Source organism: Aeromicrobium terrae (assembly GCF_008039565.1).
Lineage (GTDB): Bacteria > Actinomycetota > Actinomycetes > Propionibacteriales > Nocardioidaceae > Aeromicrobium > Aeromicrobium terrae.
Map to the genome: position 1 here is coordinate 99,951 of NZ_VDUX01000005.1, position 26,310 is coordinate 126,260.

The window sequence follows — 26,310 nt, forward strand, 5'->3', positions numbered from 1 at the left end:
GGTTCCAGCCCCCAGTAGGCTGCGTGGCATGAAGGCGTTCTGGATCTACACCCTGGCCAGGATCGCCGTTTTCGTGGCGGTCTACGCGGCCATCTGGGGTCTCGCGTCGATCTGGTACGACATCTCCCTCCTCAACCTGGCCGTCCTGCTCGTCGCGGCCATCCTGTCCGCGGTGATCTCGATCGTCGCGCTCGGTGGACTGCGCGACGACCTGGCCCGGAACATCGAGCAGCGGGCCAGCCGGATCGCCGACCGCATCGAGGAGTCACGCAGTGCCGAAGACGTCGACTGAGGAGCGCGCCTGGATCGCCGAGGCGATCCGTCGTGTCGACGCCGACGCCAACCGCAGCGCCGACACGCACCTCCATCCGTTCCCGCTGCCGGTGGAAGGCATCGACCTCTACCTGAAGGACGAGTCCGTCCACCCCACGGGCAGTCTCAAGCACCGGCTGGCGCGCTCGCTGTTCCTGTACGCGCTGTGCAACGGCTGGGTGTGCTCCACCAGCACGATCATCGAGGCGTCCAGCGGGTCCACGGCGATCAGCGAGGCGTACTTCGCTCGGCTCCTCGGCCTCCCGTTCGTCGCGGTCATGCCGGCGTCCACCAGCCCGGAGAAGATCGCGTTGATCGAGTTCCAGGGCGGTCGGTGCCACCTCGTCGACGACCCGGGAGCGGTCTACGACGAGGCCCGGCGCCTGGCCGACGAGTGCGGCGGCCACTACATGGACCAGTTCACGTACGCCGAGCGCGCCACCGACTGGCGGGGCAACAACAACATCGCCGAGTCGATCTTCGAGCAGATGCGCGCCGAGCGGCACCCGATCCCGGCGTGGATCGTCGTCGGCGCGGGCACCGGTGGCACGTCGGCGACGATCGGTCGCTTCGTCCGGTACCGCCGCTTCCCGACCCGCATCGGCGTGGCCGACCCGGAGGGGTCGGCGTTCCTCGAGGGCTGGGTCGCGGACCGCTCCGACGTCACCACCACCACGCCGTCGCGGATCGAGGGGATCGGCCGGATGCGGGTCGAGCCGTCGTTCGTGGGCGGCGTCATCGACGACATGGCGCGCGTGCCCGACGCGGCGTCCATCGCCACGATGCGGTGGGTGTCCGACGTCCTCGGCCGTCCGGTCGGCGGTTCCACCGGCACCAACGTGTGGGCGTCGTTGCGGGTCATCGACAACATGCGCAAGGACGGCGAGACCGGCAGCGTCGTGACCCTGCTGTGCGACGGTGGCGAGCGCTACGCGCACACCTACTTCAACGACGCGTGGCTGGCCGACCACGACATCGACATCACTCCGTACGCGGCCGCGCTCGACGAGCTCGCCAAGACCGGCGTCCTCACCTCGCCCTCACCGTGAGCGTGACGATTTCACCCAAAATTCGTCAATTTCCGGGCGAAAACGTCACGCTCAGCGGGTACCCAGGGCCAAGCCGAGGGCGAGCCCGGCCGCGAGGACGAGCTCGGCGAGGCCGGTGTCGCGGAGCACAGGGATGAGGGCGGGCCCGCCGGCTCCGGACGTCACGACCCGGGCGGCGCGCACGACGATCGGCAGCCCGAGCAGGCCGAGCAGGGCCCAGGGCGTCGCGAAGGCGCAGGCGACGACGGCGCCGACCGCCACGACGGCGAGCAGCACGTAGAAGACCCGGGTGCGCGGCTCGCCGAGCACCACGGCGAGGGTGCGCTTGCCGGCGACCGTGTCCGTGGGCACGTCGCGGAGGTTGTTGGCGACGAGGATCGCGCAGGCCAGCGCCCCGACGCCGACGGCGGCGACGACGCTCGGCCAGGTGATCTTCTCGAGCTGCACGTAGGTGGTGCCGACGACCGCGACGAGGCCGAAGAACAGGAACACGCTGACCTCGCCGAGCGCGCGGTAGCCGTACGGGCTGGACCCGCCGGTGTACGTCCACGCGGCGGCGATGGCGGCGGCACCGACGAGCAGCAGCCACCACGTGGTCGTCGCGGCGAGCGCGAGGCCGAGGACCGCGCCGAGGCCCAGGAGCGCGAACGCTGCCGTCTTCACCGCGCGCGGCGACGCCGTGCCGGAGCCGACGAGGCGCAGTGGCCCGACGCGGTCGTCGTCGGTGCCGCGGATGCCGTCGGAGTAGTCGTTGGCGTAGTTGACGCCGATCTGCAGGCTCAGCGAGACGCCGAGAGCGAGCAGGGCCTTCCACCAGACGAACCCGTCGTCGAGCGCGGCCGCTCCGGTGCCGGCCAGGACGGGCGCGACGGCGGCGGGGAGGGTGCGGGGCCGAGCCCCTTCGATCCAGGCGGACAGACCGGACGGGGCGTTTTCAGGCACGACCGCCAGTCTAGAGTCGAGCCATGGAGCAGCCGCCGTTCCCCACCGCGCTCGTCGTGATGGTGGGGTTCTTCGGCCTCATCGCGGTCACCACCGACGCCCTCTGGATCCGCGTCGGTGCGATCATCGCCGTGCTCTTCGTCGGCACGGTGGCGGTGGTGAAGTCACTGCCGCGGCGCATCGTCGAGGACGAGCCGGAACCGGACGACGAGCTGGGATGACGGCGTCGCTGGCACCGGTCTCCGGGGAGCCGCGCGCTCTCCTCGACCTGCTCCGTCCCTGGGTCCGCGACGGTGGCGACCCGCTGGTCATCCGCACGTCCGGCAGTACCGGAGAGCCGAAGGACGTCGTGCTGTCGCATCGCGCGGTGCTGGCGTCGGCGACGGCCACGCACGAGCGGCTCGGCGGGGACGGGCAGTGGCTGCTCGCCCTGCCGGCTGACGGGGTCGCTGGCCTTCAGGTGCTGGTGCGCTCCGCGCTCGCGGGCACCGATCCGGTCGTGGCGAGCGAGCACGACGACCTCGAGGCCGCCCTCGCCGCGCTCGACCGGCCGCGCCGGTACGCGTCGCTCGTTCCCACCCAGCTGCACCGTCTCGACGCGGCCGACCGCCTCGACGTCCTGACCGGTCTCGACGCCCTGCTCATCGGCGGGGCGGCGATCGACCCCGGCCTCCTCGAGCGTGCACGGACCGCCGGCGTGACCGTCGTCCGGACGTATGGCATGAGCGAGACCTGTGGCGGCTGCGTCTACGACGGCGTCCCGCTGCGCGACGTCCGGATGCGGATCGGCGACGACGGCCAGGTGCTATTGGCCGGCCCCGTGCTGTTCGACGGGTACGCCGGACGTCCGTTCGACGGCGAGTGGTTCGCGACGTCGGACCTCGGCGAGATCGACGACGACGGTCGGCTGCACGTGCTGGGCCGGATGGACGACGTGGTGGTCAGCGGCGGCGTCAACGTGCCGCTGCCCGCGGTGGAGCGGGTGCTGCGCGCCGTCGACGCGGTCGGCGACGCGGCCGTCGTCGGCGTCGACGACGAGGAGTGGGGAGCCAAGGTCGTCGCGGTCGTGGTCCCGGCCGACGCCGTCTGCCTGGACGGCTGCCGCCTCGACGAGCTGCGCGACGCGGTCACCGAGGCCGGGCTGCCGCGTACGTGGGCGCCCCGCGACGTGGTGCTGGCCGACGCGCTGCCGCTCCTGCCCGGCGGCAAGGTCGACCGCCTGGCGCTGCGCCGGCTCGCGGCCCGCTAGGCGACGAGGCCGTGGACGGCCTGGTCGATCGGGGTCTCCCCGCCGACGAGGTCCCACTGGTGGCCCGCGGAGGCGGGCTCGTCGAGCACAGCGACGACGGCGGCTGCGACGTCGGCGCGGGGGATGTCGCCGCGACCGACGGAGTCGCCGATCGTGACGGCACCCGTGCCGTCGTCGTCGGTGAGGCGGCCCGGCCGCAGGATCGTCCAGTCGAGGTCGCTCTCGCGCAGCGCGATGTCCGCGTCGCGCTTGGCCTCCACGTACGCGCGCCACACCGGCTCGGTGTCGTCCGGCAGCGGCAGGTCGACCCCGATGGCCGAGATCTGCACGAAGCGCGGCACCTCGGCGATCCGGGCGGCATCGATCGACTTCAGCGCACCGCCGAGGTCGACCGTGCGCTTGCGCTCGAGGTTGCCGTCCGGGCCGCCTCCGGCGGCGAAGACCACGGCGTCGCTGCCCTCGAACGCGGCGGCGAAGGCGTCGACGTCGTGCTGCTCGATGTCCAGCATGCGCACCCGGGCGCCGAGGGCCTCGAGGTTCGCGGTGTAGCTGGGGTTCCGGACGAGCGCCACGGGCTGGTGCCCACCGGCGGCCAGCTGGCTGATGAGGTGTCGGGCGACCTGGCCGTTGCCACCCACGATGGCGATCTGGCTCATACCTCCACCGTACGCACGGCCCCTGATCCCGCCACTAGTGTCGTGGCCATGCAGTTCCGGACCTACGCGATCGCGATGCCGACGCCGTTCCGCGGCATCACGCGACGCGAGGGGATGGTGCTGCGCGGGGAGGCCGGCTGGGCCGAGTTCAGCCCGTTCCTCGACTACGACGATGCCACCAGCGCGGCGTGGCTCGCGGCTGCCCTCGACTCAGCGGAGCGCGAGTGGCCGGCGGCCGTCCGCGACCGCATCCCGGTCAACTGCACGGTGCCCGCGGTCGGGCCGGAGCAGGCCCACGAGATCGTCCGGCGCTCCGGGTGCACGACGGCGAAGGTGAAGGTCGCCGAGACCGGGCAGACGCTGGCCGACGACATCGCCCGCGTCGAGGCCGTCCGAGACGCGCTCGGGCCCGGCGGCAAGGTGCGGGTCGACGCCAACGGTGCCTGGACCGTCGAGGACGCCGAGGTCGCGATCCGCACGCTCGCCGCCGAGCACGACCTCGAGTACGTCGAGCAGCCGTGCGAGACGGTCGAGGAGCTCGCGGAGCTGCGCCGCCTCGTCGACGTCCCGATCGCCGCCGACGAGTCGATCCGGCGCGCCGAGGACCCGCTGCGTGTGGCCCGCCTGGACGCGGCCGACGTCGCCGTCCTCAAGGTGCAGCCGCTCGGCGGTGTGCACGCGTGCCTGCGCATCGCGGAGGAGATCGGGCTGCCGGTCGTCGTGTCGAGCGCGGTGGAGACGTCGATCGGCCTGGCCGCCGGAGTGGCGCTCGCCGCCGCCCTGCCCGAGCTCCCGTACGCCTGCGGCCTGGGCACCACGTCGCTGCTCGACGGAGACGTCGTCGCCGACCCGCTGGTCCCGGTCGACGGTCACCTGCCGGTGGGCCGCTTGGAGCTCGACGAGTCGGCGTTCGCCGCCGTCGCGGCCGACCCGGAGACCGACGAGCGCTGGCAGCAGCGGCTGGCCGGCGTCGTGCGGGCGCTGGAGGCGCCGTGAGCGCCACCGAGACCTGCCGTGCGCTCGTCGAGGACCTGCTCGACCTCGGCGTCCGCGAAGCCGTGCTCGCGCCCGGCTCGCGATCGGGGCCGATCGCCCTGGCCCTCGCCGAGGCGGACCGCGCGGGCGCCCTGCGGCTGCACGTGCGCGTCGACGAGCGGACCGCCGGCTTCCTCGCGCTCGGCCTCGCCAAGGGTTCGCACGCCTGGGTGCCGGTGGTGACCACGTCCGGCACCGCGGTCGCCAACCTGCACCCGGCGCTCCTGGAGGCGCGGCACAGCCGCGTCCGCGTGCTCGCCCTCACCGCCGACCGGCCGGCCCGGCTGCGCGGTACGGGGGCGAACCAGACCACCGACCAGGTCCGCATCTTCCCCGGCATCGCGTACGGGGAGGAGCCGGCGGCCGTGCACGCACTGCTCGCCGAGGCCGACGGCCCGGCGCACCTCAACGTCGAGCTCGACGAGCCGCTGATCGAGCCGGGGGAGTGGGCCCCCGCACGGCGCGACGATCACCCCCGCACCGGTCCGCACGTGTCGTTCGACGGACCGCCGCTCGAGATCGCCCCGCACGCCGTCGTGGTGGCCGGCGACGACGCCGGTCCGCAGGCCCGGCTGTTCGCCGAGCAGGCCGGCCTGCCGCTCCTCGCGGAGCCGACGTCGGGCGCCCGCAACGGCGAGAACGCGCTGGTCAGCTACCGGCCGATGCTCGCCGCCACCCCGCTCGCCCGGCAGATCGACCAGGTGATCATGTTCGGCCACCCGACGCTCAGCCGGCCGATTACGTCGCTCCTCGGGCGCACCGACCTCGACGTCGTCGTGCCGGCCGGCGACCTCCGGGCCTTCCCGCACCCGCCCGGCCACGCGCGGCTCGTGCACCCGCACGCCGAGCCCGACGGCCGCGCTCCGGACTCGTGGCTCGAGGCCTGGCGCACCGCCGACGCGATGGCGACGGCGGCGGTCGACGTCGTCACGACCGAGCGACCGGACGGCGCCCCCTACGTCGTGGCGCGCGCCGTGAGCGCGGCCGTCCCGCCGAACGGCCTGCTCGTCGTGGGCTCGTCCAACCCGGTCCGCGACCTCGACCTCGTCGCCCGCCCGTACACCGTGGGGGAGCGGCGGTTCGTCATCGGCAACCGCGGGCTCGCGGGGATCGACGGGACGATCTCGACGGCGGTCGGATCCGCTCTCGCCCGCCAGCCGAGTCGCGCCATCGCGTACCTGGGCGACCTGACCTTCCTGCACGACGCCAACGGCCTGCTGATCGGCCCGGACGAGCCTCGCCCCGACCTCACGGTCGTCGTCGCGTCGGACGACGGAGGCAGCATCTTCACGACCCTGGAGCAGGGCGACCCGGCCTTCGCGGCGTCGTTCGAGCGGGTCTACGCCACCCCAACGGGTGCCGACCTCGGCGCGCTCTGCGCCGCCGTCGGCGTCCCGCACCGACGGCTCGACGCGACCGAGCTCGCCGCCGCCCTGGAGGAGCCCGTGGCCGGGATCCGGGTGCTCGAGGTGCGGGTGCCGCGTGGCACCCGCCGCGAGCTGGGGGCGGCGATCAACGCCGCCGTGGAGGCTGCCGTCCAACCGTGACAGCGGTTGTGTCATGGTGTGCGGCAGCAGTACCGTGGACAGTCCAGCCGCCGGAGAGGGATCCATGCCCAACGAGCACTTCGACTACGTCGTCATCGGTTCCGGGAGCGCCGGAGGAGTGGTCGCAGCGCGGTTGTCGGAGGACCCGTCCGTCTCGGTCCTGCTGCTCGAGGCCGGCCCCGAGGACGACGACGACATGATCCACCTGCCGGCCGGCTTCTCCGCCCTCTTCAAGACCAAGTGGGACTGGGGCTACGAGACCACCCCGCAGAAGCAGCTCGGCGGCAAGCGCGCGTTCTGGCCGCGCATGAAGGCGCTCGGCGGCTGCTCGTCGATGAACGCGATGATCTACATCCGCGGCAACCGCGCCGACTACGACGAGTGGCGCGACGCCTACGGCGCCGAGGGCTGGGGCTACGACGACGTCCTCCCGTACTTCAAGAAGGCCGAGGGCAACACCCGGCTCGGCGACCCGTTCCACGGCACCGATGGCCCGCTGCACGTCGAGGACCGCCGCTACAACCACGAGCTGAGCCAGGCGTTCGTCGACTCGGCGGTGTCGGCCGGCTTCAAGCCCACCGACGACTTCAACGGCGCCGAGCAGGAGGGCGCCGGCTTCTACCAGGTCACCTGCAAGAAGGGCCGCCGCTGGTCGGTCGCCGACGCCTACATCCACCCGAACCGGGAGCGGCCCAACTTCACGGTGCGCACCGAGGCGTTCGTGCAGCGCATCGAGATGGACGGCAACCGCGCCACGGGCGTCACCTACCGTCGCGGCGCGGTCAGCGAGACCGTGCACGCCGACGCCGAGGTGATCCTGTCCGCCGGCGCCATCGGCAGCCCGCAGATCCTCATGCTGTCCGGCATCGGCCCGGGCGCCCACCTGCGCGAGCACGGCATCGACGTCGCGGTCGACTCGCCCGGCGTCGGGCAGAACCTGCAGGACCACCCGGTCTCCGGCGCGCTGTTCTACACGAAGAACACCACCGACATGGCCGAGTTCCTGAGCCTCGGCAACCTGCTCAAGGCGCAGAAGGCCGGCCGCGGACCGCTGAGCTCCAACCTCGCCGAGGCCGGCGCGTTCTTCCGCTCGCGCCCCGACCTCGACGCCCCCGACCTGCAGTTCCACATGGTGCCCGGCGGCTTCTACGACAACGGCCTCCACGAGCCCGTCCGTCGCGGCCTGACCATCGCGCCCACGCTCGTGCGCGTCAACAGCCGCGGTCACATCAGGCTCCGCTCGGCCGACCCCACCTGGCACCCCGAGATCGAGCCCGGCTACTTCGACGACGGTGCCGACCTCGACGCCATCGTCGCCGGCTACGACCGCCTCTGGGAGGTCGTCAGCCAGGGTCCGATCGCGCGGTTCATCGACGAGCCGTGGGACCCGGCCACCCGCAACCCCACCCACGACGACGTCCTCGAGACGATCTCCCGCCTCGGCCAGACCCTGTACCACCCGGTGTCCACGTGCGCGATGGGCACGATCGAGGGCAGCGTCGTCGGCCCCGACCTCCGCGTGCACGGTGCCGAGAACCTCCGCGTCGCCGACGCCTCCGTCATGCCCGCCGTCCCCCGCGGCAACACCAACGCCCCCGCCATCATGGTGGGGGAGAAGGCTGCCGACCTCATCAAGGAGTCCCGATGACCGCCATCATCGAACCCACCACGACCACCGATCCCGGCACCACCGAGACGTTCGAGTCGCTCAACCCGGCCAACGGCGACGTCGTCGGCGTGCACCCGGTCGCCTCGAAGGAGGACGTCGACGCCGCCGTCGCGCGCGCCCGCGAGGCGTCCGCCTGGTGGCGCGAGCTCGGCTTCGAGGGCCGCCAGGAGCTGCTGATGCAGTGGAAGGGCGTCATCACCCGGCGGATGGCCCAGCTCGCCGACCTCGTCCACCTCGAGACCGGCAAGCCGCACGGCGACGCCCAGCTCGAGATCGCGCTCGCCATCGACCACCTCAACTGGGCCGCCAAGCACGCCAAGAAGGTGCTCGGCCGCCACAAGGTGAGCTCGGGCCTCCTGATGGCCAACCAGGCGTCCTACGTGCAGTACCAGCCGCTCGGCGTCATCGGCGTCATCGGCCCGTGGAACTACCCGGTCTTCACCCCGATGGGCTCCATCGTCTACGCGCTGTCCGCAGGCAACACCGTGGTGTTCAAGCCCAGCGAGTACACGCCCGGCGTCGGCCGCTGGCTGGCCGAGTCGTTCGCGGAGGTCGTCCACGGCCGTCCGGTCCTCCAGACCGTCACCGGCCTCGGCGAGACCGGCAACGCGCTGTGCCTCGCCGACATCGACAAGCTCGCGTTCACCGGCTCCGGCCGCACGGGCAAGAAGGTCATGGCCGCCTGTGCCACCAACCTCACGCCGGTGATCATCGAGGCCGGCGGCAAGGACGTGCTGATCGTCGACGAGGACGCCGACCTCGCCGCGGCCGCCGACGCCGCCATCTGGAGCGGCATGGCGAACGCCGGCCAGACCTGCATCGGCACCGAGCGCGTGTACGTGCACGAGAAGGTGTTCGACCCGTTCATGAAGGAGCTCACCGACCAGGTGCAGCAGGTGCGCGCCGGTGACGACGCGACGGCGTCGTTCGGGCCGATCACCATGCCGTCGCAGATCGACATCATCAAGAGCCACCTCGACGACGCCGTGGCCAAGGGCGCCAACGTCGTGATCGGTGGCCCGGAGGCCGTCGGCGAGCGGTTCGTCCAGCCGACGATCCTTTCGCACGTCCCAGAGGACTCCACGGAGATGACCGAGGAGACGTTCGGCCCCACCCTCGCGGTGAACCCGGTCAAGACCATGGAGGAGGCCGTCGAGCGCACCAACGCCACGGCCTACGGGCTCGCCGGTGCCGTGTTCTCCAAGAAGAACGGCATGGCCATCGCCGAGCGCATCCGCTCCGGCATGACGTCGATCAACGCGGTCACCGCGTTCGCCGGCGTCCCGTCGCTGCCGTTCGGCGGCGTCGGGGAGTCCGGGTTCGGCCGTATCCACGGCCCGGACGGCCTCAAGGAGTTCACCTACGCCAAGGCGATCACCCGGCAGAAGTACAAGCCGCTGCTGGCCCTCACGACGTTCGCGCGCGACGCGAAGACCGACAAGCGGGCCGCCACGCTGATCAACCTCATGCACGGAGGCAAGAGCACGCTCCCCAAGAAGTAGAGCGCCGCAGGTCAGCGCGCCTCTGAGGTAGCTGGAGCCCTAACTTAGGGAGGTCGCCCGATGTGGGGGCCTACCTCAGAAGACCAGGATCGAAGCACCAAGAAAGAGGTGCTCATCATGATCCTGAACCCCCAGGACTACATCCCCGTCGAGGTAGCACTGCGCACCACCCGCGCGCAGCAGGCCTACCGGGCCCAGCCTCGACGCACCGTCCGTCGTGCTCGTCGTTGGTCGCTGCTCACCCGCAGCGCCCAGCGGCGGGCCGCGGCCGCCTGATGTCAGTGTCATTCGCCACAATGGACGGCATGGCCGTCGATCACGCAGCACCGCTCGTCGGTCGCGACGAGGAGCTCGCGCAGCTGAAGGCCGCGATCGGCCTCAGCGGCGACGCCGGCTCCGGCGCCGTGCTGCTGGGCGGTGACGCCGGCATCGGCAAGACCCGTCTGGTCACCGAGCTCGTCGACCAGGCGCGCGACGCCGGCCGGCAGATCCTCGTCGGCCACTGTCTCGACCTCGGCGACAGCGCCCTGCCCTTCGCCCCGTTCGCCGAGGCCTTCTCGTCCCTCGACGACGCCGACCGTGAGCGCATCACGGCCGAGGCTCCGGCCCTCGGACCCATGATCTCTGCCGCTCCGGCCGGGGGAGACCGCGCCGACATCCTCTCCGCCGTCGCCCGCGGCCTCGACGCGCTCGCCGAGACCGGCCCGATCCTCCTCGTCGTGGAGGACGCCCACTGGGCCGAGGCCTCCACCCGGCACGCCCTCCAGTTCGTCCTCGCGCGTCGCTTCGTCAACGACGTCGCCGTGGTCGTCACGTATCGCACGGACGACCTCCACCGCCGCCACCCGCTCCGCACCGCCGTGGCCGAGTGGTCGCGGCTCCCGGGCGTGCGTCGCGTCGAGCTCGCCCCGCTCGACGACGTCTCCGTCGCCGCTCTGCTCCGCTCGCGTGAGGAGAGCCGGCTCACGCAGGCCGGCGTCTCGGCGATCGTGCGGCGGGCCGGTGGCAACGCCTTCTACGCCGAGGAGCTGCTCGACGCCGGGCTGGCCGACGGCGCCCTCCCCGAGAGCCTCGCCGACCTGGTGCTCGTCCGACTCGACCGCCTCGACGACGACGCCCGCCAGGTCGTCGCGGCCGTGGCCTCCGGGGGCGGCCGCGCGTCCGACGACATCCTCGCCGAGGTCGTCGGTCTCGAGCCGGCCCGCTTCGACGCCGCCGTGCGCGACGCCCTCGACCACAAGGTGCTGGTGCTGCGCGACGGCGGCCTCGCCTTCCGCCACGCTCTGCTCGCCGAGGCCGTCCGCGAGGACCTGCTCCCCGGGCAGCGCATCCGCCAGCACGCCGCGTTCCTCGCCGCTCTCACCCGCCCCGGCGCGGAGGGGGCCGCGCGGGAGATCGCCCACCACGCCGAAGGAGCCGGCGACCTCGCCACCGCGTTCACCGCCAGCATCGACGCCGCCGTCGAGGCCGTCTGCATCGGCGGCTACGACGAGGCTGCCGGGCACTACCAGCGCGCCCTCACCATGCTCGAGGCCGCACCGGAGGGCACGGACGTCGTCGCGCTGCTGCTGTCCACGGCCGAGGCGCTCACGGGCGCCGGGCGCCTCCGCACCGCGGCCAAGCTGCTGCGGGCCCAGCTCGACCAGTCCGGGCTCAGCGAGCTCGACCGCGGCCGGCTGCTCGTCGCGCTGGGCGACGTCACCTTCTTCTCCGACGACGACGACGGCGCCCTCGAGGTCAGCGCCGAGGCCCTCGCCGTGGTGCCGGACGAGCGCACCGAGCTGCGCGCCCGTGCCGAGGCGCTGCGGGCCCGGACGTTCTCGTCCGTCCGCCGCTGGGACGAGGCCCTCGAGCACGCCGAGCGTGCGCTCGCCATCGCCGAGGAGCTCGACGCCGTCGAGATCGCGCTCGACGCGCAGGGCACGTCCACGTACGTGCTGTCCCGCACCGGCCTCGAGGTCGACAAGGCACACCGCCTGTACCTCGACCTGATCGAGTCCACCCGCGCCTCCGGCGACGTCCACAGCGAGCTGCGCGCCCTCCAGCACCTCGCGTTCGTGCACTTCAACGCCGGCAACCTGCCGGAGGCCGAGCAGTACTTCCGCGAGGGCATGGCCCGGGCCGAGGCCACGGGCCGCTCCTGGGCGCCGTACGGCTTCGACGGCCGGTTCTTCGCCGCCGTCACGTCGTACGTCCGGGGGCGGTGGGACGACGTCCTCGCCCTGCAGAAGGTCGACGACGGCGTGCCCAAGCTCGTCCGCAACACGCTCGACTCCGTGGCGCTGCTGGTGGCGGCCGGCCGCGGGCAGGAGCCGGCCAAGGGTGAGGTCGCCCGGCTGAGGGGCGAGTGGGCGCACGACCTCGCACTCGCCGTGCACAGCGGCACGGCCATGATCGAGCTGCAGGGCAACGCCGGCGACGCGGTCGCCGCCACCGAGGTCCACGACGCCCTCGCGGACCTGCTCGCCCGCACCTGGCACTCCACCCTGAGCCCGGCTCGCCTCCGCATGACGTCCCTCCTTCTCTCCGCCCACGCCGCCACGGCCGGCCAGCGCAGTGCCGCCGAGAACCAGGCCACGGTCGAGTGGGCCACGGCGCTGGTCGCCGAGGTCGACCACGTCCTCATCGAGTGGCCCACGCTCGGCCCGGAGGGCCACGCGTGGCACCAGCGGATGCACGCCGAGCTCGGCCGCCTGCGCTGGCTCACCGGCGTCGACCCGCTGCCGGTCGCGGAGCTGGAGCGCCTGTGGCGCACCGCGCTCGAGTCGTTCGACCAGCTCGGCGACCCGTACGAGCACGCCCGCTCGGCCACACGGCTCGCCGCGGTGCTGAGTGCGGCCGGGCGCGACGCCGAGGCCGAGGAGCTGCTCGCCGGGGCCCGTCAGGTCGCCCAGGAGATCGGCGCCAAGCCGCTGCTGGCCGAGATCTCGTCGGGCGCCGCACCGGAGCGCTCGGCCGACCTCACCCGCCGCGAGCGCGAGGTGCTCGAGCTGGTCAGCGTCGGCCGCACCAACGGCGAGATCGCCGCCCAGCTGTTCATCAGCACCAAGACGGCGTCGGTGCACGTGTCCAACATCCTGGCCAAGCTCGGGGCGTCCAGTCGCACCGAGGCCGCCGCCATCGCCAACCGTCGCGGACTGCTCTGACCGCCTCACTACGCTGAGCGGGTGAGCTTCTCCCGCTTCGTCGCCCTGGGCGACTCGTTCACCGAGGGCGTGGGCGACGTCGACCCCGACCGGCCCAACGGCGTCCGCGGCTGGGCCGACCGCGTGGCCGAGGTGCTCGCTGCCGGCTCCGACGACTTCCGGTACGCCAACCTCGCCATCCGCGGCCGCAAGCTCCGGCCGATCCTGGCCGAGCAGCTCGAGCCCGCCATCGCCCTCGAGCCCGACCTGGTCACCATCTACGCCGGTGCCAACGACATCATGCGTCCGTCGGTCGACATCGACGGCCTGCTGGTCGACTACGACGCCGCGGTCGGGCGCCTCGCGGCCACCGGCGCTCGGGTGGTGCTGTTCACCGCGTTCGACCCGGGTGGCTTCCCGATCTTCGGCACCATGCGCGGCCGGTTCGCCACCTACAACGAGCTCGTCCGCGAGATCGCCGAGAAGCACGGCACGACGCTCGTCGACTACTGGCGCATGCGCGAGTACCGCGACCCCGGCATGTGGGCCGAGGACCGGATGCACATGTCCAGCGCCGGCCACCAGCGCATGGCGATGGCCGTGCTCGACGCGATCGGCGTCGACCACGAGCTGGTCGAGCTCGACCTCCCGCCGGCGCCCCAGCTCAGCAAGGCCGAGCGACGGGCCGCCAACCTCGACTGGGCCAAGGCGCACGCGGCCCCCTGGGTGAAGCGCCGGCTCACCGGCAAGTCCTCCGGCGACGCGCTCGACCCGCGCTACCCGACGCTGGGCCCGGTCAGCCCTGCAGCCAGTCGCTCACCGGGACGCGCTCGGCGAACGAGCTGAACGACCCCTGGTCGCGGATGTCGGTGGCCGCCTTGGCGAGCGCGCCGACCGCCGCCCACGCGAGCTGACCGCCGACGCTCACCCGCTGCGCCCCGGCCGACACGATCTCCTCGAGCGTGAAGCCGGCGTGTGCGAGCACGCTCTGCGGGACCGACGTCGCCTCGGAGATCGCGCGGATCTGCGCTACGTCGGTGAGTCCGGGTGCGAACACGACGTCCGCGCCGGCCTGCTCGTAGGCCTGCAGCCGCGCGATGGTGTCGTCGAGGTCCGGGTTGCCGCGGATCAGGTTCTCGGCCCGCCCGGTGAGGGTGAACGGGAAGTCGAGTGCCCAGGCCGCCTCCGCGGCGGCCGCCATCCGCTCGGCGGCCAGCGAGGCGTCGTAGATCCCGGTCTCCGGGTCCCAGTCCTCGATGGAGCCGCCGACGGCGCCCGCCTCGGCCACGCGCTGGACCGCGAGGGCCGCGTCCTCGGGCGACGGCCCGAACCCGTTCTCCAGGTCCACCGCGACCGGGATGGTGGTGGCCTCGGCGAGGGACCGGGTGTGGTCGACGACCTCGTCGAGCGTGACGTGGCCGTCGGGACGCCCGAGGGTGAACGCGAAGCCGCTGCTCGTGGTGGCGAGCGCCTGGAAGCCGAGCGCCTGCAGGACCCGGGCGGAACCGGCGTCCCACGGGTTGGGGAACACGAACGGGTCGCCCGCGTGAAGCGCGCGGAACGCCTCGGCCTTCTCCAGCTGCGAGGTCATCGCGGGCTGAGGGCGTCGCGCACGGGGATCAGCTTCGCGTCGGCCTCGGCCAGCTCGTCGGCCGGCACCGAGTCCGCGACGATGCCGCAGCCGGCGAACAGGCGCACCCGGGTGCCCGACTCGTCCTCGACCTGAGCCGACCGCAGCCCGATGCCCCACTCGCCGTCGCCGGAGGCGCCGATCCAGCCGACCGGTCCGGCGTACCGGCCGCGGTCCAGCCGCTCGATCTCGTCGATCAGCTCGACGGCCAGCTTGGTGGGCGTGCCGCCCACGGCCGCCGACGGGTGCAGTGACTCCGCCAGGGCCAGCACGCTCGCGTCGTCGCGGATGACGCCGGTGACGTCCGTGGCGAGGTGCATGACGTTGGGCAGGTGCAGCACGAACGGCGACTCCGGCACGTTCATGCTGGTGCAGTGCGGCGCGAGCGCCTCGGCCACGGAGCGCACGGCGTACTCGTGCTCCTCGAGGTCCTTGCTGGAGCGGGCCAGCGACGCGGCGAGGGTGAGGTCGTGGGTGTCGTCGCCGGTGCGGCGGATGGTGCCGGCGAGCACGCGCGAGGTGATCAGTCCGCGCTCGAGGCGGACCAGCATCTCCGGCGTGGAGCCGAAGAAGCCGTCGACGTGGAACGTCCAGCACTCCGGGTAGTCGTCGGCGAGCCGGGTGAGCGGGGCCCGGACGTCGAGGGGCGCGTCGAGCTCCGCCACCAGGGTGCGGGCGAGCACGACCTTGTCCAGGCCGCCGTCAGCGATGCGCCCGACCGCGTCGGCGACGATCTCCTGCCACGTGGTGGGGCCGACCGGGCCGTCGGAGAACGTGACGCCCGTGGGCTCGAGCGGGGGCTCGGTGGCGGACAGCAGCGGGGGCATCGAGATGCCGGAACCGACGACGGTGACCCACGACCGGCCGTCGCGGCGGCCGACGACCACCTCGGGGACGACGAGGCCGCTGCCGGCCGAGCCGCCGGAGAACGTGAAGGTGCCGAAGGCCACCAGGCCCGTGCCCGGGACGTCGACCTCGTCGCGCACGACCGAGTGGCGGGTGATCTCGCGCCACCAGGACGAGGCGTCGTCGAAGCGCCGCACGCCGGACGTCTCGCAGGACGCTGCCCGGCCCCAGCCGACCAGTCCGTCGCCGTGGTGGATCCACGCGTAGGCCTCGTCGCGGGGAAGGAGCGAGAGGAGCGGACCGGGGTCGTCGATCTCGACCGTCCGGACCAGCAGAGGAACCGCGCCAGGTGCTGAGGCGGGGTCGAGAACGGGGTTGTTCACGCCCTCGACAGTACCCGTGCGAGAGTGATCCCCGTGACTCGAGCCGGTCTGGACAAGCAGCCTCGCGACGTGGCTCGCATGTTCGACGACGTCGCCCGCCGCTACGACCTGACGAACGACGTGCTGTCGATGGGACAGGACCGTCGGTGGCGTCGCCGCGTGGTCTCCGTGCTCGACCCGCGGCCGGGTGAGCGGGTGCTCGATCTCGCTGCCGGCACGGGCACGTCGAGCCAGCCGTTCGCCGACGCGGGGGCCGTCGTCGTCCCGTGCGACTTCTCCCTCGGCATGCTCCAGGTCGGCAAGCGGAACCTTCCGAAGCTCCCCTTCACCGCGGGCGACGGCATGGCGCTGCCGTTCGCGGACGGGTCCTTCGACGCGGTCACGATCTCCTTCGGCCTGCGCAACATCCACGACCCCGTCCAGGGCCTGCGCGAGCTGCGCCGGGTGACGCGCCCCGGCGGGCGCATCGTCGTCTGCGAGTTCAGCACCCCCACCTGGACCCCGTTCGAGACCGTCTACTCCAACTACTTGATGAAGGCTCTCCCGCGCATCGCCGAGAAGGTCTCGTCCAACCCGGAGTCGTACGTCTACCTCGCCGAGTCCATCCGGTCCTGGCCGGACCAGAAGGGCCTGGCGAAGCTGATGGTCGAGGCCGGCTGGGGCAAGGTCGACTGGGTCAACCTCACCGGGGGCGTCGTCGCCCTCCACTGCTCCGTCAATCCCGGCTAGGTAGCCGTGGGACCTCTGTTCCGTCCCGGCGGCGACGGGCGTAAGGTGTCGTGCGACACACGTTGTGAAGTCGTTCACAAGCGCACGAATAACGGCTGGAGGGAGGCGCCATGACGGTCTACACGCCGATCCTGGTGCTGGGAGGCCTGGCCGCCGCGTTCGCGATCTTCAGCGTCGGCATCGCGCCGCTCACCGGCCCCAAGCGCTACAACCGCGCCAAGCTGGACCGCTACGAGTCGGGCATCGAGCCGAGCCCGCTGCCGGAGGGCGGCGGCCGCATCTCGGTCCGCTACTTCATCATCGCGATGCTGTTCATCGTCTTCGACATCGAGATCATCTTCTTGTACCCGTTCGCCGTGGCGTTCGACGCGCTCGGCTGGTTCGGCCTGGTCGAGATGTTCATCTTCATGGCCACGGTGTTCATCGCCTACGCCTACGTCTGGCGCCGCGGAGGTCTGGAATGGGACTGAGCGAAGCGAAGTCCCCGATCAGCACAGCACGGTCGGGATCCCGCGTCGGGCCCTGCTCCGCGGGGATGAAGCGAGGCGCAAAGTTTCACGAAAGGGGCCGACGTGGGAATTGAGGAAAAGCTTCCTAGCGGGATCCTGCTCTCCACCGTCGAGGGTCTCGCCGGCTACATGCGCAAGGCGTCGTTCTGGCCCGCCACGTTCGGCCTCGCCTGCTGCGCGATCGAGATGATGACGTTCGGCGCCCCCCGGTTCGACTCGGCCCGCTTCGGCATGGAGGTCTTCCGGCCGTCGCCGCGCCAGGCCGACCTGATGATCGTCGCCGGCCGCGTCAGCAACAAGATGGCGCCGGTCGTCCGCCAGATCTACGACCAGATGGCGGCCCCCAAGTACGTCCTCGCGATGGGCGTCTGCGCCAGCTCCGGCGGCATGTTCAACAACTACGCGATCGTCCAGGGCGTCGACCACATCGTCCCCGTCGACATGTACCTCCCGGGCTGCCCGCCCCGCCCGGAGATGCTGATCGACGCGGTCCTCAAGCTCCACGACTCCATCCAGCACGAGAAGCTCGGCGCCCACCGCGCGGCGCAGATCGAGGAGCTCGAGCTCGAGGCACTGCAGGCCACGCCCACCTCGGCCATGAAGGGGCTCATGCGCTGATGGCAGAGAAGGACGGCGACGAGAACAAGGTCGCGAAGCAGGACCAGCTCCCGGCCGACAAGACGCAGACGGTCGACTCCACGTCGGGCACCACGCAGGACGCCTCGCACGAGGTCCAGCAGGAGCTCGTCCCGAGCGACGCCCGCGAGCTCGAGGTCGTCGACGTCCGCGAGGGCGCGTTCGGCGTCCGCGGCACCGGCGACACCAGCGGCTACGGCGGCCTCACCCGGCCGGTGATGATGCCGGGCGCGGCGCAGCCCCCGTTCGGCGGCTGGTTCGACGAGGTCCACGACCGCCTGCAGACCCTCACCGACTCGCACGACGACCGGGTGATCGAGAAGGTCGTCGTCGACCGCGGCGAGCTCACGTTCTTCATCCGCCGCCACGCCCTCCTCGAGGTCGTCACGCACCTGCGCAACGACGACGCCCTGCGCTTCGAGTTCTGCTCCAGCATCAGCGGCGTGCACTTCCCGCACGAGTCGGGCCGCGAGCTGCACGTCGTCTACCACCTGTTGTCGATGACGCACCGCCGCCGGATCCGCCTCGAGGTCACCTGCCCCGACGACGACCCGCACGTGCCGAGCGTCGTCAGCATCTACCCCACCGCCGACTGGCACGAGCGCGAGACCTGGGACTTCTTCGGCATCCAGTTCGACGGCCATCCCGCCCTCACCCGCATCCTCATGCCGGACGACTGGCAGGGCCATCCGCAGCGCAAGGACTACCCGCTGGGCGGCATCCCGGTCGAGTACAAGGGCGGCACCATCCCGTCCCCCGAGCACCGCCGGAGCTACTCGTGACCACAGTGAACGACCCGTACGCGGGCACCACCGAGTCCACCGAGGGGCCCGTCTTCACCGTCACCGGCCAGGACTGGGACTCCGTCGACGCCTCGGTCGTCGAGGGCGACCGCATCGTCGTCAACATGGGACCGCAGCACCCGTCCACGCACGGCGTGCTGCGCCTCGTGCTCGAGATCGACGGCGAGACGGTGCGCGACGCGCGGCCGGGCATCGGCTACCTGCACACCGGCATCGAGAAGAACATGGAGTTCCGCACCTGGACCCAGGGCGTGACCTTCTGCACCCGGATGGACTACGTCGCCCCGTTCTCCAACGAGGCCGCCTACGTCGCCGCCGTCGAGAAGCTGCTCGAGATCGAGGACCAGGTCCCCGAGAAGGCCAAGATCATCCGCGTCCTGATGCTCGAGCTCAACCGCATCAGCTCGCACCTCGTCTGCATCGCCACCGGCGGCATGGAGATCGGCGCGCTTACCGTCATGACGTGCGGGTTCCGCGACCGCGAGCTCATCCTCGACTGCTTCGAGATGATCTCGGGCCTGCGCATGAACCACGCGTACTTCCGCCCCGGCGGCGTCGCGCAGGACCTGCCGGCCGGCGCCATCGAGAAGCTGCACTCCACGGTCCGCCTGCTCAAGGAGCGGCTGCCGGAGTACGCGGCGCTCTGCAACGCCAACCCGATCTTCAAGGGCCGCCTCAAGGGCGTCGGTCACCTCGACCTCGCCGGCTGCCTGGCCCTCGGTCTCAGCGGCCCGGTGCTGCGCGCCACCGGCTACGACTGGGACCTGCGCCGCACGCAGCCGTACTGGGGCTACGAGACCTACGACTTCGACGTCGTCACCTGGGACGAGCCCGACGCCTACGGCCGCTTCCGCGTCCGGCTCGAGGAGATGTGGCAGTCGCTGCGCATCGTCGAGCAGGCCACCGAGCGCCTCGCCGTCATGGAGGGCGAGCCGGTGATGGTCGCCGACAAGAAGATCGCCTGGCCCGCGCAGCTCAGCGTCGGCGCCGACGGCCAGGGCAACTCCGCCGAGCACATCCGCCACATCATGGGTGAGTCCATGGAGGCCCTGATCCACCACTTCAAGATCGTCACCGAGGGCTTCCGCGTCCCAGCCGGCCAGGCGTACGCCGCCATCGAGGCGCCCCGTGGCGAGATCGGCTGCCACGCCGTGTCCGACGGCGGCACCCGCCCGTACCGCGTCCACTTCCGCGACCCGAGCTTCGTCAACCTGCAGGGCACCTCGGTGATGAGCGAGGGCGGCATGCTCTCCGACGTCATCGTCGCGATCGCCAGCATCGACCCGGTCATGGGAGGGGTGGACCGTTGAGCCTCCACGACACCACGCGGGACGAGCTCCGCGAGATCGCCGGACGCTACCCCGAGGCCCGCTCGGCGCTGCTGCCGATGCTGCACCTGGTCCAGTCCGTCGAGGGCTGCGTCACCGTCGAGGGCATCGAGACGTGCGCCGAGATCCTCGACCTCAGCGCGGCTGAGGTCTCCGGCGTCGCGACGTTCTACACGATGTACAAGCGCCGGCCGATGGGCGAGCACCACGTCGGCGTCTGCACCAACACGCTCTGCGCGGTGATGGGCGGCGACGCGATCTTCGAGCGCCTGAAGGACCACCTCGAGGTCGGCAACGACGAGACCACGGCCGACGGCAAGATCTCGCTCGAGCACATCGAGTGCAACGCGGCCTGCGACTTCGCTCCGGTCATGACGGTCAACTGGGAGTTCTTCGACCAGCAGACGCCGGAGTCCGCCGTCGAGCTCGTCGACAGCCTGCGCGCCGGCGAGAAGGTCCAGAGCACCCGCGGCGCCACCATCACCAGCTGGCGCGCCGCCGAGCGCGTGCTCGCCGGCTTCGAGGACGGCCTCGTCGACGAGGGCCCGGCCGCTGCCGGCCCGACGCTCGCCGGTCTCGAGATCGCCCGCGAGAAGGGCTGGGAGGCCCCGGCGCCCGGCGGGGGTGCCGGGCCGCGGGCGGCGAATGGTGCAGACGGGGCCGGCGGCACGAAGACCGCGGTCGCCACGGAGTCGCCGGAGCAGGCGGCCGAGGAGGCTGACACGTCGCGGGCCGAGAGCGAGACCAAGGCTGCGGAGTCCCCGGCCGACACGAAGGGCGGCGGTTCTGATGACTGACGTGCTGACCCCCGTCCTCAGCAAGAACTGGGGCGACGACCGCGCGTGGACGCTCCAGGCCTACGAGGACCAGGGCGGCTACCAGGCCCTCACGAAGGCGCTGTCGATGGCGCCCGACGACCTCGTCACCCTGGTCAAGGACTCCGGCCTTCGGGGCCGTGGCGGTGCAGGCTTCCCCACCGGCATGAAGTGGAGCTTCATCCCGCAGGACGACTCGGCCGCCGGCAACAAGCCCAAGTACCTCGTGGTCAACGCCGACGAGTCCGAGCCGGGCACCTGCAAGGACATCCCGCTGATGATGGCCAGCCCGCACACGCTGGTGGAGGGCGTCATCATCGCCGCCCACGCCATCCGGGCGAAGCGCGCGTTCATCTACGTCCGCGGCGAGGTGCTGCACGTGGTCCGTCGCCTCCAGGCCGCGGTCCGCGAGGCCTACGCGGCCGGCCACCTCGGCAGCAACATCCACGGCACGGGCGTCGACGTCGACCTGATGGTCCACGCGGGCGCCGGTGCGTACATCTGCGGCGAGGAGACGGCGCTGCTCGACTCGCTCGAGGGTCGCCGCGGCCAGCCCCGGCTGCGTCCGCCGTTCCCGGCGGTCGAGGGCCTGTACGCCTGTCCCACGGTCATCAACAACGTCGAGTCCATCGCGTCGGTGCCGTCCATCGTCACCGGCGGCATCGACTGGTTCGGCTCCATGGGCACCGAGAAGTCCAAGGGCTACACGCTCTACTCGCTGTCCGGCCACGTGAAGCGGCCCGGTCAGTACGAGGCGCCGCTCGGCATCACCCTGCGCGAGCTGCTCGAGCTCGGCGGCGGCATGCGTGAGGGCGCCGAGCTGAAGTTCTGGACGCCGGGCGGCTCGTCCACGCCGATCCTCACCGCCGAGCACCTCGACGTCCCGCTCGACTACGAGGGCGTCGGCGCGGCCGGCTCGATGCTGGGCACCAAGGCGCTGCAGTGCTTCGACCAGACCACGTCGGTCGTGCGGTGCGTGCTGCGCTGGACCGAGTTCTACAAGCACGAGTCGTGCGGCAAGTGCACGCCGTGCCGCGAGGGCACGTACTGGCTCGTCCAGGTGCTCCAGCGCCTCGACCAGGGCCAGGGTCAGCCGGGCGACATCGAGCTGCTGCTCGACCTGTGCGACAACATCCTGGGCCGCGCGTTCTGCGCGCTCGGCGACGGCGCCACCAGCCCGATCACCTCGGCCATCCAATACTTCCGCGACGAGTTCGAGGCCGGCATGCACACCCCGTCCAGCGAGCTGTTCCCGCCGGTGGCGTCCACCCTGTTCACGCCGGTCGGAGGTGCCGCATGACCATCGAGGCCACGCAGGGGACCGCGGAGGCGGTGGAGCTGATCACCCTGACCATCGACGGCGTCGAGGTCAGCGTCCCCAAGGGCACGCTCGTGATCCGCGCCGCCGAGCTCATCGGCGTCGAGATCCCGCGGTTCTGCGATCACCCGCTGCTCGAGCCGGTCGGCGCGTGCCGCCAGTGCCTCGTCGAGGTGCCCGACGCCGGCAACGGCCGTGGGATGCCCAAGCCGCAGGCGTCGTGCACGCTCGAGGTCGCACCGGGCATGGTCGTCCAGACCCAGGTCACGTCCGAGGTCGCCGACAAGGCGCAGCAGGGCACGATGGAGTTCCTGCTGGTCAACCACCCGCTCGACTGCCCGGTGTGCGACAAGGGCGGTGAGTGCCCGCTGCAGAACCAGGCCATGAGCCACGGCCGCGGCGAGTCCCGCTTCGTCGAGACCAAGCGGACGTTCCCCAAGCCGATCAACGTGTCCGAGCAGATCCTGCTCGACCGCGAGCGCTGCGTCCTCTGCGCGCGGTGCACCCGGTTCAGCGAGCAGATCGCCGGCGACCCGTTCATCGAGCTGCTCGAGCGTGGGCCGCAGCAGCAGGTCGGCATCGCGGACGACCAGCCGTTCCACTCGTACTTCTCCGGCAACACCATCCAGATCTGCCCGGTCGGCGCCCTCACCAGCGCTGACTACCGCTTCCGCTCACGGCCGTTCGACCTCGTGTCCACCCCGTCGGTGGCCGAGCACGACGCCTGCGGCTCGGCCATCCGCGTCGACCACCGTCGCGGCAAGGTCATGCGCCGCCTCGCCGGCGACGACCCCGAGGTCAACGAGGAGTGGATCACCGACAAGGACCGCTTCGGCTTCACCTGGACGGCGCAGGACGACCGACTGCGGACGCCGCTGGTCCGCAACGAGGACGGCGAGCTCGAGCCGGCGTCGTGGCCGGCGGCGCTCGCCGCAGCGGCGCGCGGCCTGGCCGCCGCCGACGGTGTGGGCGTCCTGACCGGTGGCCACCTCACCGCCGAGGACGCGTTCGCGTACAGCAAGCTCGCCCGCGTCGTCCTGGGCACCAACGACATCGACTTCCGCGCCCGTGCCCACTCTGAGGAGGAGGCGGCGTTCCTCGCCGCGCACGTCGCGGCCACGCGCCTGACGGTCACGTACCGCGACCTCGAGAAGGCCGGGTCGGTGCTGCTCGTGGGCCTGGAGCCCGAGGACGAGGCTGGTGCGATCTTCCTGCGGCTGCGCAAGGCGTCGCGGAACGGGCTGACGGTCCGGTCGATCGCCGCCCACGCCTCCCGCGGGCTGACCAAGATGAACGGCGAGCTCGTCGCCACGGTGCCCGGCCAGGAGGCCGCGGCGCTCGACGCGGTGCAGCTCGAGGCCGACTCCGTGATCCTGGTCGGCGAGCGGCTCGCCACCTCTCCCGGTGCCTACAGCGCCGCCCTGCGTCTCGCCGAGCGCTCTGGCGCGCGCCTGGCCTGGGTGCCGCGTCGCGCCGGCGACCGCGGTGCCGTCGAGACCGGCTGCCTCCCGTCGCTGCTGCCCGGTGGCCGTCCGGTCGCCGACGCCGAGGCCCGCGCCGACCTCGCGGCCGCCTGGGGCGTCGAGTCCCTGCCGTCTCGCGTCGGGCGCGACACCACGCAGATCGTCGAGGACGCCGCCAAGAACCGGCTCGGCGCACTGGTCGTCGGCGGCGTCGAGGTCGACGACCTGCCCGACCCGGCCCGGGCCCGCGAGGCGATCGAGGCGGCGTTCGTCGTCAGCCTCGAGGTCCGCGAGAACGAGGTCACCCGCGCGGCCGACGTCGTGCTGCCCGTCGCGCCGCCGGTCGAGAAGGCCGGCACGTTCGTCACCTGGGAGGGCCGCCTGCGGCCGTTCGACGCGGTGCTCAGCCTGCCCGCGTCGCTCCCCGACCTGCGCGTCCTGGCCGGCATCGCCGAGGAGATGGGCCACGACCTCGGGTTCCGCACGGTGGCGGAGGCGCGCGCGGCCATCACCGAGACGGGCCCGTGGGACGGACAGCGGACCGCTGCGCCCGACGCACCCGTCCCGGGCGCCGTGAAGCTCGGCAAGGGCGACGTCGTCCTCGAGACCTGGCGTCAGATGATCGACGACGGACGCGGCCAGGACGGTCAGGACAAGTACCGCGCCACCGCCCGTCCCGCCGTGCTGCGCGCGAACGCCGCGACCCTGCAGGCAGCCGGTATCGAGCCCGGCGGCTCGGCCACCATCAGCAACAAGACCGGCTCCGCCACGTTCCCGGCAGAGGTCGCCGACCTCCCGGACGGCGTCGTCTGGGTGCCCGCCAACTCCGGCACCAACCTGCGCTCGATCAACGCCGGACACGGCACCGTCGTCCAGCTGTCGGGAGGGAACGCATGAGCGACCTCTTCGGCCACGAGCCGTTCTGGGTGGTGGGGCTCAAGGCCCTGCTGATCTTCGTGATCCTGGTGCTCTACACGCTGTTCAACATCTGGTTCGAGCGCCGCGTCGTCGCCCGGATGCAGCACCGCATCGGTCCCAACGTGCACGGCCCGTTCGGCCTCCTGCAGAGCCTCGCCGACGGCGTGAAGCTCGCACTCAAGGAGGACATCGTCGTCAAGGCGGCCGACAAGCTGGTCTACGTCGCCGCGCCGATCCTCGCCACCATCCCCGCGTTCCTGGCCTGGGCGGTCATCCCGTTCGGCCCCGAGGCGAAGATCCCGTTCACCGACACCACGACGCCGCTGCAGCTCACCGACCTCCCTGTCGCGGTCCTGTACATCCTCGCCGTCACCTCGATCGGCGTGTACGGCATCGTGCTGGCCGGCTGGTCGTCCGGCTCCACGTACGCGCTGCTCGGCGGCATGCGCTCCAGCGCGCAGGTCATCTCCTACGAGGTGGCCATGGGCCTGTCGTTCGTCTCGGTCTTCATGTACGCCGGGTCGATGTCGACGTCGGAGATCGTCGCCGCACAGTCCGACACCTGGTACTTCCTGCCGCTGTTCCCGTCGTTCGTGATCTACGTGATCGCGATGGTCGGCGAGACCAACCGCGCACCGTTCGACCTCCCGGAGGCCGAGGGCGAGCTCGTCGGCGGCTTCCACACCGAGTACTCGTCGCTGAAGTTCGCGCTGTTCTTCCTGGCCGAGTACGTCAACATGGTCACCGTCTCCGCCCTCGCCACCACGCTGTTCCTCGGCGGCTGGCGCGCCCCGTTCGGCATCCCGCACGTCTGGGACGGCGCCAACTCCGGCTACTGGCCGGTGCTGTGGTTCCTCGGCAAGACGCTGTGCTTCATCTTCCTGTTCATCTGGCTGCGCGGCACGCTGCCCCGCCTCCGGTACGACCAGTTCATGGCGTTCGGCTGGAAGATCCTCATCCCGGTCTCGCTCGCCTGGATCGTCGCGGTCGCGTTCATCCGCAAGCTGCGCAGCGAGGACATGCTCGACCAGAAGACGCTGATCTGGGCCGCCGTCGTCGCCGGCGTGCTGCTCCTGGCGACGTTCCTCGTCCCGGAGAAGAAGCCGGCCCTTCGACAGGCTCAGGAACCGCAATCGGACTCACCCGAGTTCGACGCGTTCGCCGGCGGCTACCCGGTTCCCCCGATGCCCGAGAAGGTCGACATCCCGAAGGAGGCTCGACGATGACCAACACGGTCCGCGAGACGCTGTGGGACCCGATCGCCGGGTTCGGTGTCACCTTCCGCACGATGTTCAAGAAGGTCGTCACCGAGCAGTACCCGTTCGAGAAGGTGCCCACGGCTCCGCGCTTCCACGGTCGGCACCAGCTCAACCGCTGGCCCGACGGCCTGGAGAAGTGCATCGGCTGCGAGCTGTGCGCCTGGGCCTGCCCGGCCGACGCCATCTACGTCGAGGGTGCCTCCAACACCGAGGACGAGCGGTTCAGCCCCGGTGAGCGCTACGGCCGCGTCTACCAGATCAACTACCTGCGCTGCATCCTCTGCGGCCTGTGCATCGAGGCGTGCCCCACGCGCGCTCTGACGATGACCAACGAGTACGAGCTGGCCGACGACAACCGTGCCGACCTCATCTACGAGAAGTCCGACCTGCTGGCGCCGCTGCTGCCCGGCATGGTCGAGCCGCCGCACGAGATGCTGATCAGTGACGACCACCACGACTACTACAAGGGCAAGACCCTGCCGCTCCTCCCGGCCGACCCGGCCGCGGACGCGAAGGTCAACCCGCCCGGAGCGCCTGGGGAGGACTCATGATCCCAGGGTGTGACGCCGCTTCGACAAGCTCAACGG

General features: G+C 71.8%; 25 protein-coding genes. 21 read left to right on the forward strand and 4 right to left on the reverse strand.

Features of this window, described 5'->3' with window-relative positions; all coding sequences use genetic code 11:
* Positions 1-28: 28 nt before the first annotated feature.
* Together FHP06_RS11560 and cds1 are read left to right on the forward strand one after the other, a co-directional pair.
* Positions 29-292: a DUF4229 domain-containing protein gene (locus FHP06_RS11560; RefSeq protein ID WP_147686895.1), complete on the forward strand. Its 264-nt coding sequence runs from the start codon at positions 29-31 to the stop codon at positions 290-292.
* A complete protein-coding gene (gene cds1 / locus FHP06_RS11565) occupies positions 273-1,361 on the forward strand; it encodes an L-cysteine desulfhydrase Cds1 (RefSeq protein WP_147686897.1) in 1,089 nt (362 codons plus the stop codon). The genes FHP06_RS11560 and cds1 overlap by 20 nt, the downstream gene beginning before the upstream one ends.
* Before the next feature lie 51 nt (positions 1,362-1,412).
* Here cds1 and FHP06_RS11570 read toward each other — a convergent pair whose 3' ends face one another.
* Complete coding sequence (locus FHP06_RS11570) at positions 1,413-2,303, reverse strand: 1,4-dihydroxy-2-naphthoate polyprenyltransferase (RefSeq protein ID WP_187271909.1); 891 nt, start codon at positions 2,301-2,303, stop codon at positions 1,413-1,415.
* Positions 2,304-2,326: 23 nt separating this feature from the next.
* On the opposite strand from FHP06_RS11570, the gene FHP06_RS11575 reads away from it, so the two are divergent.
* Both FHP06_RS11575 and FHP06_RS11580 read left to right on the forward strand, forming a co-directional pair.
* Complete coding sequence (locus FHP06_RS11575; RefSeq protein ID WP_147686899.1) at positions 2,327-2,524, forward strand: hypothetical protein; 198 nt, start codon at positions 2,327-2,329, stop codon at positions 2,522-2,524.
* Positions 2,521-3,552, forward strand: a complete 1,032-nt coding sequence (locus FHP06_RS11580) for an AMP-binding protein (RefSeq protein ID WP_147686901.1) — start codon at positions 2,521-2,523, stop codon at positions 3,550-3,552. Before FHP06_RS11575 ends, FHP06_RS11580 begins: the two co-directional genes overlap by 4 nt.
* Here FHP06_RS11580 and FHP06_RS11585 read toward each other — a convergent pair.
* Positions 3,549-4,208, reverse strand: coding sequence for an SDR family oxidoreductase (locus FHP06_RS11585; RefSeq protein ID WP_147686902.1), 660 nt, complete (start codon positions 4,206-4,208; stop codon positions 3,549-3,551). The genes FHP06_RS11580 and FHP06_RS11585 overlap by 4 nt on opposite strands.
* Before the next feature lie 48 nt (positions 4,209-4,256).
* Here FHP06_RS11585 and FHP06_RS11590 point away from each other — a divergent pair, with 48 nt between their 5' ends.
* The 7 genes from FHP06_RS11590 (at position 4,257) to FHP06_RS11615 (ending at position 13,932) form a co-directional block, all read left to right on the forward strand.
* Positions 4,257-5,204 carry an o-succinylbenzoate synthase gene (locus FHP06_RS11590; RefSeq protein WP_147686904.1) on the forward strand — a complete coding sequence of 316 codons (948 nt, stop codon included), beginning with the start codon at positions 4,257-4,259 and terminating at the stop codon, positions 5,202-5,204.
* On the forward strand, positions 5,201-6,790 hold the full coding sequence (menD, locus tag FHP06_RS11595) for a 2-succinyl-5-enolpyruvyl-6-hydroxy-3-cyclohexene-1-carboxylate synthase (protein WP_147686906.1): 1,590 nt from the start codon (positions 5,201-5,203) through the stop codon (positions 6,788-6,790). The genes FHP06_RS11590 and menD overlap by 4 nt, the downstream gene beginning before the upstream one ends.
* Positions 6,791-6,854: 64 nt before the next feature.
* Entirely contained in the window at positions 6,855-8,438 is a 1,584-nt protein-coding gene (locus tag FHP06_RS11600) for a GMC family oxidoreductase (RefSeq protein ID WP_147686908.1), read from the forward strand.
* Positions 8,435-9,961 carry an aldehyde dehydrogenase family protein gene (locus tag FHP06_RS11605; RefSeq protein WP_147686910.1) on the forward strand — a complete coding sequence of 509 codons (1,527 nt, stop codon included), beginning with the start codon at positions 8,435-8,437 and terminating at the stop codon, positions 9,959-9,961. The genes FHP06_RS11600 and FHP06_RS11605 overlap by 4 nt, the downstream gene beginning before the upstream one ends.
* Before the next feature lie 117 nt (positions 9,962-10,078).
* Complete coding sequence (locus FHP06_RS16040; protein WP_187271910.1) at positions 10,079-10,237, forward strand: hypothetical protein; 159 nt, start codon at positions 10,079-10,081, stop codon at positions 10,235-10,237.
* 29 nt (positions 10,238-10,266) lie between these two features.
* Positions 10,267-13,107 carry a helix-turn-helix transcriptional regulator gene (locus FHP06_RS16305; protein WP_187271911.1) on the forward strand — a complete coding sequence of 947 codons (2,841 nt, stop codon included), beginning with the start codon at positions 10,267-10,269 and terminating at the stop codon, positions 13,105-13,107.
* A 21-nt stretch (positions 13,108-13,128) separates the two neighbouring features.
* The gene (locus FHP06_RS11615; RefSeq protein WP_147686914.1) at positions 13,129-13,932 is read left to right on the forward strand and encodes an SGNH/GDSL hydrolase family protein; all 804 of its coding nucleotides are present in this window, start codon (positions 13,129-13,131) and stop codon (positions 13,930-13,932) included.
* Here the strand turns inward: FHP06_RS11615 and FHP06_RS11620 are convergent.
* Positions 13,883-14,677 (reverse strand): isocitrate lyase/PEP mutase family protein, encoded by a 795-nt coding sequence (locus FHP06_RS11620; protein ID WP_147686916.1) that lies wholly within the window; start codon positions 14,675-14,677, stop codon positions 13,883-13,885. The genes FHP06_RS11615 and FHP06_RS11620 overlap by 50 nt on opposite strands.
* Positions 14,674-15,945, reverse strand: coding sequence for an isochorismate synthase (locus FHP06_RS11625; RefSeq protein ID WP_147686918.1), 1,272 nt, complete (start codon positions 15,943-15,945; stop codon positions 14,674-14,676). The genes FHP06_RS11620 and FHP06_RS11625 overlap by 4 nt, the downstream gene beginning before the upstream one ends.
* Before the next feature lie 27 nt (positions 15,946-15,972).
* Between FHP06_RS11625 and FHP06_RS11630 the strand changes: the two genes are divergently transcribed.
* The 10 genes from FHP06_RS11630 (at position 15,973) to nuoI (ending at position 26,274) form a co-directional block, all read left to right on the forward strand.
* A complete protein-coding gene (locus FHP06_RS11630; RefSeq protein WP_269140143.1) occupies positions 15,973-16,674 on the forward strand; it encodes a demethylmenaquinone methyltransferase in 702 nt (233 codons plus the stop codon).
* 110 nt (positions 16,675-16,784) lie between these two features.
* A complete protein-coding gene (locus tag FHP06_RS11635) occupies positions 16,785-17,144 on the forward strand; it encodes an NADH-quinone oxidoreductase subunit A (protein WP_147686922.1) in 360 nt (119 codons plus the stop codon).
* Positions 17,145-17,246: 102 nt separating this feature from the next.
* Positions 17,247-17,801, forward strand: a complete 555-nt coding sequence (locus FHP06_RS11640) for a NuoB/complex I 20 kDa subunit family protein (RefSeq protein ID WP_147686923.1) — start codon at positions 17,247-17,249, stop codon at positions 17,799-17,801.
* A complete protein-coding gene (locus FHP06_RS11645) occupies positions 17,801-18,601 on the forward strand; it encodes an NADH-quinone oxidoreductase subunit C (RefSeq protein ID WP_147686925.1) in 801 nt (266 codons plus the stop codon). Before FHP06_RS11640 ends, FHP06_RS11645 begins: the two co-directional genes overlap by 1 nt.
* 5 nt (positions 18,602-18,606) lie before the next feature.
* Positions 18,607-19,932, forward strand: coding sequence for an NADH-quinone oxidoreductase subunit D (locus tag FHP06_RS11650; RefSeq protein ID WP_222706470.1), 1,326 nt, complete (start codon positions 18,607-18,609; stop codon positions 19,930-19,932).
* Entirely contained in the window at positions 19,929-20,747 is an 819-nt protein-coding gene (gene nuoE / locus FHP06_RS11655; RefSeq protein ID WP_147686929.1) for an NADH-quinone oxidoreductase subunit NuoE, read from the forward strand. The genes FHP06_RS11650 and nuoE overlap by 4 nt, the downstream gene beginning before the upstream one ends.
* Entirely contained in the window at positions 20,740-22,065 is a 1,326-nt protein-coding gene (gene nuoF, locus FHP06_RS11660) for an NADH-quinone oxidoreductase subunit NuoF (RefSeq protein WP_147686931.1), read from the forward strand. Before nuoE ends, nuoF begins: the two co-directional genes overlap by 8 nt.
* Positions 22,062-24,443 carry an NADH-quinone oxidoreductase subunit G gene (locus FHP06_RS11665; protein WP_147686933.1) on the forward strand — a complete coding sequence of 794 codons (2,382 nt, stop codon included), beginning with the start codon at positions 22,062-22,064 and terminating at the stop codon, positions 24,441-24,443. The genes nuoF and FHP06_RS11665 overlap by 4 nt, the downstream gene beginning before the upstream one ends.
* Positions 24,440-25,690: an NADH-quinone oxidoreductase subunit NuoH gene (gene nuoH, locus FHP06_RS11670; RefSeq protein ID WP_147686935.1), complete on the forward strand. Its 1,251-nt coding sequence runs from the start codon at positions 24,440-24,442 to the stop codon at positions 25,688-25,690. Before FHP06_RS11665 ends, nuoH begins: the two co-directional genes overlap by 4 nt.
* Positions 25,687-26,274 carry an NADH-quinone oxidoreductase subunit NuoI gene (gene nuoI / locus FHP06_RS11675; RefSeq protein WP_147686937.1) on the forward strand — a complete coding sequence of 196 codons (588 nt, stop codon included), beginning with the start codon at positions 25,687-25,689 and terminating at the stop codon, positions 26,272-26,274. The genes nuoH and nuoI overlap by 4 nt, the downstream gene beginning before the upstream one ends.
* Positions 26,275-26,310: the final 36 nt, after the last annotated feature.